A 9,307-nucleotide genomic window follows, 5' to 3' on the forward strand; every position below is an offset into this window, starting at 1 on the left:
CGCCTGGACGGGCAGCTCAGCCTGAAGGTGCCCGAGGCCAAGGAACCGGCCTTGATGGACGCCGGCCAGCTGCAGGCGCAGCTGGGCGCGCTGGCCGCGCAGGACAAGAACCTGCGCGTGATCGTCGCCGCCGACAAGGCTGTGTCGTATGAAAAGGTGATCGCGGCAATGGACGTGATCAAGCGCGCCAACGTCGAAAAGGTGGGCCTGGCGACCGATGCACGCTGAAGCCCTGCCACCGCAGCGCCAAGCGCAGAACGAGTGGGGGCTGCCGATCGTCCTCGCGCTGCTGGTGCACCTGCTGCTCGCGCTGGTGTTCATCGGCGCGTGGCTGTGGTCGCCGCAGCGCACCACCGAGGCCGCCGCCGGCGACCCGGCGATCGAGGCCAGCATGCAGTTGTCCGCCTCCGAGGCGGCCGCTGCGCGCCAGGCGCTGCGTGCCTCGGAAAAGCTGCCGGACCTGCCTGAGCCCGTCCCGCCGCCCGAGCCGATTCCCGAAGACACCGTGCCGCCGCCGCAGCCGATCGAGGAGCCGCGTCCGCAGGATGCGCCCACGCCGCAGCAGCAACAGGCCCAGGAGCGCGTGGCCCAGCCCGACACGGTCGACCAGGACGCGGTGAGCGCGTTGTCGATCGCCGCCGAAAAGGCCAAGCAGGAACAGGAAGCCAAGCGCCGCCAGGAACAGATCGACCTGACCGAGCGCAAGCGCCAGGAACAGGCCGAGCAGAAGCTGCGCCTGGCCAAGCAGCAGGAAGAGGCCGACCAGAAGAAGAAGCTGGCCGAGCAGGAACAGAAGGCCAATGACGCCAAGGCCGAAGCCGAGAAGGACAAGAAGCTGGCCGAGATCCGCCGCAAGCGCGCCCAGGCTGAAAACGAAGCCAAGCTGGCCGAGCAGAAGCTGCGCCAGGTGACCGCCGCGCGTGCCGCCAGCGGTACGGCCGCCACTACCGGCGCCACCGGCACCGCCAAGCCGGCCTCCGGTGCCGGCGGCACCAGTGACGATCTGTCGGCCAAGTACGCCGCGGCGATCCAGCAGAAGGTGAAGGGGCAGTGGACCCGTCCCGATTCGGTCCCGCTGGGCCAGAAGTGCCAGGTCTCGATCACCCAGATTCCGGGCGGGCAGGTCATCCAGGCCAAGGTCGTGGGCAACTGCGCGTTCGACGAGGCCGGCAAGCGCTCGATCGAAGCGGCCGTGCTCAACGCCCAGCCGCTGCCGTACCGCGGGTTCGAGACCGTCTTCCAGCGCACGATCAACTTCAACTTCACCGCCCAGGACTGATCGTCCGTGCGGTGGAGTGGGCGGTTTTCCGTCCCGCTCGTTAACGGGCTGTGAGTTTTGCCGGGCGGTGACTCCGCTTTCACGTACCCTTGGTTCATGATTGCGAAACGGTTCACCGCCGCCCTGTTATCCCTCGTTCCGGTTTCCCTCTCTTGAGTGCTCCATGAAGAAGATGCCTCGTTGGCTTGCCGTTGTTGCGGCCCTGTTGTTGCCCTTTGCTGCCCTGGCGCAGCAGAAGGGGCTGGATATCGACATCATCGGCGGCAACGCCTCCGCTACCCCCATTACCGTCGTGCCCATGCCGTACCAGGGCTCGGCCGGTGCACCACAGACCGACGTGGCGTCCGTGGTCCGGGCCGACCTGGAGCGTTCGGGCCAGTTCCGCACCCTGCCCGAAGCGCAGATCGTGGAAAAGCCCAGCCGTGGCAGCGAGATCCAGTTCGCCACCTGGCGCGCGCTGAAGCAGAACTACATCGTGGTCGGCCGCGTCATGGACGCCGGTGCCGGCGCCTACCGGGTCGAGTACGAGCTGTACGACGTGCCCAAGGGTGAGCGCCTGCTCGGCCTGGCGATGACCGCCCGCGGCAACGCGATGCGCGATGTCGCCCACCAGATGGCCGACGCCATCTACGAGAAGATCACCGGGGTGCGTGGCGCCTTCTGGACCCGCATCGCCTATGTCACCGCCAGCGGCAAGGGCGATGCCATGCGCTATGCGCTGATGGTGGCCGATTCGGACGGCTTCAACCCGCAGACCATCGTGCGCTCGGCCGAACCGCTGCTGTCCCCGTCGTGGAGCCCGGATGGCAACCGCCTGGCCTACGTCAGCTTCGAGCGTGGCAATTCGGCGATCTACATCCAGAACATCTCCACCGGCGCCCGTGAACTGGTCACCAGCTTCCGTGGCATCAACAGCGCGCCGTCGTTCTCCCCGGACGGGCGTCGTCTGGCCCTGTCGCTGTCGCGCAGCGGCAACCCGGAAATCTACGTGATGGACCTGGGCAGCAAGCAGCTGACCCAGCTGACCAACCATTTCGCCATCGACACCGAGCCGACCTGGAGTGCCGACGGTTCCAACGTCTACTTCACCTCCGACCGCGGCGGCCGCCCGCAGATCTACCAGGTGTCCTCCAGCGGTGGCAGCGCCTCGCGCGTGACCTTCCAGGGCAACTACAACGCCACCCCGAGCCTGTCCTTCGACGGTAAGAAGCTGGTGGTGGCCCAGGGCAGCGGCAACACCTACAAGATCGCGATGATGGACAGCAGCCTGGGCTCCCCGCGCTGGAGCACGCTGTCCCCGGGTTCGCTGGACGAATCGCCTAGCTTTGCGCCCAATGCAAGCATGGTGTTGTACGCCGCCCGTGAGGGTGGTCGTGGAGTGTTGTATGCCGTCTCGGCCGATGCGCGCGTGCGCCAGCGGCTGGTGCTGGCAGACGGTGATGTTCGTGAGCCTTCTTGGTCGCCTTACCGTACAAAGCGCTAACAGAGTGTTAAGATTTCCACCGTATTCATCCCTCATCCGGCTTTAGGAGCCTCAAAGGTATCGCCATGAACAAGTCCACCCGAGTTCTGCTTGTCTCCCTGTTGTCCGTGGCCGCCCTGGCCGGTTGCTCGAAGAAGGTGAAGGAACAGCCGGCAGCCCCGGTTGACACCGGCTCCTCGACCTCCACCCCGACCGGTCCGTCGACCTCCGGCCTGTACGGCCCGGGCGACCTGGATACCGATTCCTGCCTGCGCCAGCGCGTGGTGTACTTCGACCTGGACAAGGAAGAAGTGAAGCCGGAATTCCAGGCCATCATGGCCTGCCACGCCAAGTACCTGCGTGACCGTCCGTCCTCGCGCATCACCCTACAGGGCCACACCGACGAGCGCGGTTCGCGCGCGTACAACCAGGCCCTGGGCGAGCGTCGTGGCAATGGCGTCAACTCCGCCCTGCAGGCCAACGGTGGCTCGGCTTCGCAGCTGACCGTCGTGTCCTACGGCGAAGAGCGTCCGGTCTGCACCGAGTCGGGCGAGTCCTGCTGGTCGCAGAACCGTCGCGTCGAGATCGTGTACACGGCTCAGTAATAGATGCGCTTTCGATTTCTATCGATGATCGTTGCGGCAGCCCTCGTGGCTGCCGCTCCGGCCAATGCGCAGCGCCAGAGCCTGGCCGACCGGGTCGGTTCGCTTGAGCAGCAGGTGCAGAACAACCAGTCCAACATGGACATGCTCAACCAGCTCAACCAGCTCCGCACGCAGATGCAGGCGCTGCAGTCGCAGGTAGAGCAGTTGCAACATGACAACGAGCAGCTCAAGCAGTCTGCCAAGGACCAGTACCTGGACCTGGACAGCCGCCTGAACCGTCTCGAAGGCGGCGCCCCCGTGCTGCCCGCCGCACCCGCTGCCGCCGCGCCCAAGCCCGTCGCAGCACCCCCGATACCGGCAACGGCCGCTTCCGAGCGGCCGCCTTCCGTGCATGGGGACGCTGGCAGTCTGTCGGCCAGTGGCGATGAGCGCACTGCGTACAACGTCGCGTTCAATTCGCTCAAGGCCGGCAAGTACGATGATTCGGCGCAGCTGTTCCTGAGCTTCCTCGAGCTGTACCCCAACGGCGTCTACACCCCCAATGCCCTGTATTGGCTGGGTGAGAGTTACTACGCCACCCGAAATTTCCCGCTGGCTGAGGCGCAGTTCCGCGACCTCATCTCGCGCTACCCGACCCACGACAAGGCGTCCGGTGGCCTGCTCAAGATCGGCCTGTCGCAGTATGGCGAAGGCAAGGTCGACCAGGCCCAGGCAACCCTGGAACAGGTGGTATCCACCTATCCCGGCTCCGACGCCGCGCGCACCGCGCAGGACCGTCTCCAGTCGATCCGGCTGGGTCAGCAGATCCGCTGAACCGCGCCGGGTCGCTCCACGCGCCCGGGCCGGTATAATCGCCGGTTGCATCTCCCCGATATCGGGGCTCCCGTAGAGCCGAGCCATGCTCGGCTATAGCCGTTTCCGCAGCCGTACCCAAGAATCACCGCCATGACCGTCTCCTTGTCCGCCGCCGCCGCGCTCCCCAGCGAGATCGTGCAGTCGCCGTTGCCGCGCCTGAAGATCACCGAGATCTTCACCTCGCTGCAGGGCGAGGCCGACACCGCCGGCTGGCCGACCGTGTTCGTGCGCCTGACCGGCTGCCCGCTGCGCTGCACCTATTGCGACACCGCCTACGCGTTCCATGGCGGCACCTGGTGGGACATCGACGCGATCGTCGCCGAGGTCCTGGCCCAGGGTGTCCACCACGTCTGCGTGACCGGGGGCGAGCCGCTGGCGCAAAAGCGCTGCCTGGTGCTGCTGGAGAAGCTGTGCGATGCCGGCCTGGATGTCTCGCTGGAAACCTCCGGCGCGCTGGATGTCAGCGCGGTCGATCCGCGCGTATCACGCGTGGTCGACCTCAAGACCCCGGGCTCTGGCGAAATGGCCCGCAACCTTCTGCAGAACCTGTCGCTGCTGACCCGCCGCGACCAGATCAAGTTCGTCCTGTGCAGCCGCGAGGACTACGAGTGGGCACGGGCGATGGTTGCCGAACACACGCTCAACGCACGCGCGATGGTGTTGTTCTCGCCGAGCAAGGGCCAGGTCAGCCCGCGCGAGCTGGCCGACTGGATCGTCGCTGATCGCCTGCCGGTGCGCTTCCAGATGCAGCTGCACAAGATCCTCTGGGACGACGAACCCGGCCGTTGATCGTCGGCGAGCGCGCGTCCGCCGCTCGCCACGCCTCTTTTTGAAGTCATTCCGGCGCGGGACAGCGTGCTGGCTCCCGCAACCCACCGGAAACACCCCCATGAAGAAAGCAGTCGTCCTCCTGTCCGGCGGCATGGACTCCGCCGCCGTCATCGCCATTGCCCAGGAACAGGGCTTCGCCGTGCATGCGCTCAGCGTGCGCTATGGCCAGCGGCACACCTCTGAACTCGATGCCGCCGCCGCGGTGTCCAAGGCGCTGGGCGTGGTCGCGCACAAGACCGTCAACGTCGACCTGCGCAGCATCGGCGGCTCGGCGCTGACCGATGACATCGACGTGCCCGAAGCGGGCGGCGAGGGCATCCCGGTCACCTACGTGCCCGCGCGCAACACCATCATGCTGTCCGTCGCGCTGGGCTGGGCCGAAGTGCTGGGCGCCAATGACATCTTCTGCGGCGTCAACGCAGTGGATTACTCCGGCTACCCGGATTGCCGGCCCGAGTTCATCGAGGCCTTCCAGGCCCTTGCCAACCTGGCCACCAAGGCCGGCGTGGAAGGGGCGGGGATCCAGGTCCACGCGCCGCTGCAGTTCCTGAGCAAGGCCGACATCGTGCGTGAAGGCGTACGCCTGGGCGTGGATTTCGGCTTGACCGTGTCCTGCTACAACGCCGACGACAGCGGCGCGGCCTGCGGCCATTGCGACGCCTGCCGCCTGCGCGCGCAGGGCTTCACCGAGGCCGGCGTGGCCGACCCGACCCGCTACGTTTGATCGGCGGACGGTACGCCTTGGCGCCAAGATAGGTTAGAATGCGCACCCCCGGCAGCGATGCCGGGGCGTGCAATGGGCCGTTAGCTCAGTCGGTAGAGCAGAAGACTTTTAATCTTTTGGTCGATGGTTCGAATCCATCACGGCCCACCAATTGCATCAACAACTTAGGCGCCCGATGGGCGCCTTTTTTGTGTCTCCGGGATAATTGCCGGGCACTCAAGTGGCTCCACCCTCCCGTTTGCTCGACCTGGCGCCACGCTGGCGGCGGAGGATCGCGAAGTCACGCACCAATCCAGCGCACATTGCCACTGCTACCAGACTATTCCTACATCCTGAGACGGAAGCAGAGCGGTAGTATCGAGGCCATCTAAGGAAGCCGGCGTGGACTTGGGCTAGCCGTAGAGAGATGCTGTGATCGAAGACGGCGAAGCTATCAGGAGAGATGCGTGCTCAGGATCGTGTGGTTTGGGGTGGCCGCTGTGATTGGAGGTGGGCTCGCCACAGGGGACGCCGGGGCTGCCGCGATTCGCTGTGACACCTGCAGAGTCGACCGGGACTTCCGTGCTGAAGCGGTGAAGATGGGGGCGGGTACGCACCTGGTCTACAACCTGCGTGCGAATATGATTCAACAGTACTACGTGGGCCATGACAGCACCGATGCTGGTGGTGGTGAAGTTCCGCGTGCCGTGCGTTCAGCAGGACCGGTGGTGCAACGGCAAACACCGCCAGCACCTGCAGTTGAACAAATACGCCGGGGTAATGGGGGGAGTGTGGAAGTCGGCGGAACATTGCGACCCACGTACGTTGTCCCGGTYGACATGCTTGGACTCAATCCGGACGCGCGCTCCAGGACGGCGTACGACTACGTGCGAGACCAGAACCTGCGAGGGATGGTTGAGTCGGCGGTGGGCAATGTGAATGTCATCTCCCAGATTGTCGGGGGCCATGGGCTGACGGCGGCAACCGATCTGCCGCGGCTGGCCGCCAACGACACCGGCTTTCGCGACCTCACCAGGCCTATGTTCAAGGTCGTCTTCAAGGATGACTCATTTGTCATGATCACCGTCAATCCTGAGCATCAGAGTGGCGAATCCGAACAGGGTAGCGAGCGAACTGCCGCCGGGCAGTTCATCCCCTCTGACCTTCAGGGAGTCGAAGGAACGTGGACGGATCATGGTGGCGAGAATCTGGCGCGCATGGCGACGCATATGGCGTCGCTCGGTGCCACGATGACGTCCTCGGGGCCGTCTGGCGGCTCCGTGAAAGCCATCACATGTAGCGGAACCGCTGCGGCGAAGACGTGCGCGGTCGAATACAGGATCCGATAGCGCCACGTGCGTTGGGTACTGGGTTCCATCAAGCAGAAGGCCGCCCAATGGGCGGCCTTCTTTGCGTCGAAACACCGCTCAACGAAGCGGCTCAAGCTCGCCGCCCGCACGCGCGTGGCCCGTCAGCGGCCGGCGACGCGTGGCCGCAGATCGTCCACCAGCCGCTTCCTGCTGCTGCGCGCGTACTCTGCCGGCGAGAAGGGCATCGCCGCGCGGGCATAGTCATCGATGAGCTGCAGCAGCGCCGTGGGGGACACGTCCGACGGTGCGGGATCGCTGCCGTCGCCGGTGAGGGCAATGAGCTTCTCCTGCAGAACCTCCTTTCGCACGATGCCGGCACCGGTGGACGGGTCCGACACACACAGGCCGAACGTACCGCTGGCGAAGTGGGGCAGGAGCGCCTGGATTCTTGCTTCCACCTCGTTCGGGTCCTCGAACCATGCCTGCAGGGCATCGCGCAACTCGTTGGTCAACGTCGATATCACCGCATTGCGCTCGTCGCCGGGCGTCGCTCGCAGGGCAATCTGCACCCATCGCGTGTACTCGGGACGGAAGTAGGCGCCCTCCAGCACTTCGCGGGTCGGGATGACGCCGAACGCAGCCGAGCGGATCGTGCCTTGCTCACAGACGTACGTCGGCTGGGGCAATGCACCTGCCATCACCAACGCATCGACTTGCTCGACGGAGGTGCCGGTCAGTGCCGCCAACCCGGCCTTGTCCACGAAGTGATCGTGCAGATACGCCTTTAGTGTCATCGTTGTTCCATCGTGGGCTGAGCGTGCAGGACGCCGGAGCGCTTAATGCGTCCGGCGGAGACCAACATGGTACGACGCTTCCCTGGCAGGGTGATCGCGCCAAAACCGGGTGTACGGAGGCCGCCTGTGTTGATCGTTCTGGCGTCTACGTGCGCGTTCCTGCCGGAGCCGCTGGGGCCTTGGTCCAGCGGCACCGACTATGGCTACAATCGAGCCATCCCGGTAGCTCCCGGGCGCTGACCAAGTGCCACACAGTGAAGATTCTGCTGACAGGAAGTTCTGGCCGGGTCGGACGCGCGATCTTCGGCGCGCTCGCCGCACGGCACGAGGTCGTGGGTTTCGACCGCAACCCCTTCAATACCACCCGGCACGTGGCCGACATCACCGACGCGCGGGCCCTGCGCAGCGCGCTGGTCGGGGTGGACGCGGTCATTCATTCGGCGGCGCTGCATGCGCCGCATGTCGGGCTGGTCCCGGACAGCGAGTTTCACCGCGTCAATGTGGAAGGCACGCGCACCTTGGCCATGCTGGCGCGCGAGGCCGGGGCAAGTCGATTCGTCTTCACCAGTACCACGGCGCTGTACGGGCATGCGATCGTGCCGGGCCGCTGCACCTGGATCGATGAACGCACCCCACCGCTGCCGCGCACGGTCTATCACCGCTCCAAATTAGCGGCCGAACACTGGCTTGAAGATGCCGCCAGTCCGGGCTTTCAGGTGCGGGTGATCCGGATGTCGCGCTGCTTCCCGGAAGTCCCCGAGCGCCTGCTGCTGTACCGGCTGCACCGTGGGATCGATGTGCGCGACGTGGCCGATGCGCATGCGGCCGCGCTGCACAACACCGGTCCGATGTTCCAGCGCTATATCGCCAGCGGGTGGACGCCGTTCGGCCCGGAGGACTGCGAGCGCCTGGTCAGCGACCCCCGCGCGGTGCTGGCGCGGCGCTGCCCGCAGTGGCTGGCCGAATACGACCGTCGTGGCTGGACGCTGCCGGTGGTGGATCGCATCCACGATGCCAGTGCGGCCAGCATCGGCCTGGGCTGGCGAAGCCAGCGTGGCCCGGAAGCGGTCCTGGCACAGTTGGAGGCGCGCTCTATCGAGGTGTTGCCGCAGCCGGTGCGCGAGAGGGTCTGTGTGATGGAGTAAAGCGGTGACCACCGCGAGGCTGCGCCTGTCGCGCAGCCCCACCCTGATTGCAGCTGCATTGGTTACTTCTGCTGCGGATTCTTGCTGGTGTCTTTGTTGCCCTGTTCCTGCTTCTGCTGCTTGGCCAGCGTGTCCTTGCGCTCCTGCTCCTTCTGCTGGTCAGTCTGGGCGGCGGCATTCTTCTGGACGTTGTTTTCGTTGTTCTGCATGTTGGACATTGCATTACTCCATTACGACGTGATGTCGTGCGATCCACACTGGACCTGGTGGTGTTACGGAGCGGTCGCACGTGCATGAGGGTGGGGTTAGCGCCGTGCGTGACG

At 65.6% G+C, this 9,307-nt stretch carries 11 protein-coding genes and 1 tRNA gene; 10 read left to right on the forward strand and 2 right to left on the reverse strand.

Translation table 11 applies throughout. The features are described 5' to 3' along the window. The 9 genes from ACXJKH_RS09600 to ACXJKH_RS09640 form a co-directional block, all read left to right on the forward strand. Positions 1-228: ExbD/TolR family protein (locus tag ACXJKH_RS09600; protein ID WP_457319256.1), on the forward strand; the 228-nt coding region annotated here is incomplete at its 5' end. Further along, positions 218-1,279 carry a cell envelope integrity protein TolA gene (gene tolA / locus ACXJKH_RS09605; RefSeq protein ID WP_256775471.1) on the forward strand — a complete coding sequence of 354 codons (1,062 nt, stop codon included), beginning with the start codon at positions 218-220 and terminating at the stop codon, positions 1,277-1,279. The genes ACXJKH_RS09600 and tolA, both read left to right, overlap by 11 nt. Before the next feature lie 163 nt (positions 1,280-1,442). Beyond that, on the forward strand, positions 1,443-2,762 hold the full coding sequence (tolB, locus tag ACXJKH_RS09610; RefSeq protein WP_457319257.1) for a Tol-Pal system beta propeller repeat protein TolB: 1,320 nt from the start codon (positions 1,443-1,445) through the stop codon (positions 2,760-2,762). 65 nt (positions 2,763-2,827) lie between these two features. Next, entirely contained in the window at positions 2,828-3,346 is a 519-nt protein-coding gene (pal, locus tag ACXJKH_RS09615) for a peptidoglycan-associated lipoprotein Pal (protein WP_256775469.1), read from the forward strand. A 3-nt stretch (positions 3,347-3,349) separates the two neighbouring features. Continuing rightward, a complete protein-coding gene (gene ybgF, locus ACXJKH_RS09620; protein WP_256775468.1) occupies positions 3,350-4,159 on the forward strand; it encodes a tol-pal system protein YbgF in 810 nt (269 codons plus the stop codon). Between the two features lie 132 nt (positions 4,160-4,291). Beyond that, complete coding sequence (gene queE, locus ACXJKH_RS09625; RefSeq protein ID WP_457319258.1) at positions 4,292-4,990, forward strand: 7-carboxy-7-deazaguanine synthase QueE; 699 nt, start codon at positions 4,292-4,294, stop codon at positions 4,988-4,990. A gap of 100 nt (positions 4,991-5,090) precedes the next feature. Further along, a complete protein-coding gene (queC, locus tag ACXJKH_RS09630; RefSeq protein ID WP_256775466.1) occupies positions 5,091-5,756 on the forward strand; it encodes a 7-cyano-7-deazaguanine synthase QueC in 666 nt (221 codons plus the stop codon). 74 nt (positions 5,757-5,830) lie between these two features. Further along, a tRNA-Lys gene (locus ACXJKH_RS09635) sits at positions 5,831-5,906 on the forward strand. A 296-nt stretch (positions 5,907-6,202) separates the two neighbouring features. Continuing rightward, entirely contained in the window at positions 6,203-7,084 is an 882-nt protein-coding gene (locus ACXJKH_RS09640) for a hypothetical protein (RefSeq protein WP_457319259.1), read from the forward strand. 122 nt (positions 7,085-7,206) lie between these two features. Here ACXJKH_RS09640 and ACXJKH_RS09645 read toward each other — a convergent pair whose 3' ends face one another. Further along, positions 7,207-7,806 (reverse strand): DUF6058 family natural product biosynthesis protein, encoded by a 600-nt coding sequence (locus ACXJKH_RS09645; RefSeq protein WP_457319260.1) that lies wholly within the window; start codon positions 7,804-7,806, stop codon positions 7,207-7,209. A gap of 287 nt (positions 7,807-8,093) precedes the next feature. Between ACXJKH_RS09645 and ACXJKH_RS09650 the strand changes: the two genes are divergently transcribed. Next, entirely contained in the window at positions 8,094-8,984 is an 891-nt protein-coding gene (locus ACXJKH_RS09650) for an NAD-dependent epimerase/dehydratase family protein (protein WP_457319261.1), read from the forward strand. A gap of 62 nt (positions 8,985-9,046) precedes the next feature. Here the strand turns inward: ACXJKH_RS09650 and ACXJKH_RS09655 are convergent, their stop codons facing one another. Further along, positions 9,047-9,202, reverse strand: coding sequence for a hypothetical protein (locus tag ACXJKH_RS09655; RefSeq protein ID WP_256776892.1), 156 nt, complete (start codon positions 9,200-9,202; stop codon positions 9,047-9,049). Positions 9,203-9,307 lie beyond the last annotated feature (105 nt).

This window comes from Stenotrophomonas sp. P5_B8 (assembly GCF_054049855.1).

Excerpts from the sequence above, each read along its gene's own strand:
- tolA (WP_256775471.1), top strand. The coding sequence starts at position 218 with ATGCACGCTGAAGCCCTGCCACCGCAGCGCCAAGCGCAGAACGAGTGG.
- tolB (WP_457319257.1), top strand. The coding sequence starts at position 1,443 with ATGAAGAAGATGCCTCGTTGGCTTGCCGTTGTTGCGGCCCTGTTGTTG.
- pal (WP_256775469.1), top strand. The coding sequence starts at position 2,828 with ATGAACAAGTCCACCCGAGTTCTGCTTGTCTCCCTGTTGTCCGTGGCC.
- ybgF (WP_256775468.1), top strand. The coding sequence starts at position 3,350 with ATGCGCTTTCGATTTCTATCGATGATCGTTGCGGCAGCCCTCGTGGCT.
- queE (WP_457319258.1), top strand. The coding sequence starts at position 4,292 with ATGACCGTCTCCTTGTCCGCCGCCGCCGCGCTCCCCAGCGAGATCGTG.
- queC (WP_256775466.1), top strand. The coding sequence starts at position 5,091 with ATGAAGAAAGCAGTCGTCCTCCTGTCCGGCGGCATGGACTCCGCCGCC.
- ACXJKH_RS09655 (WP_256776892.1), bottom strand. The coding sequence starts at position 9,202 with ATGTCCAACATGCAGAACAACGAAAACAACGTCCAGAAGAATGCCGCC.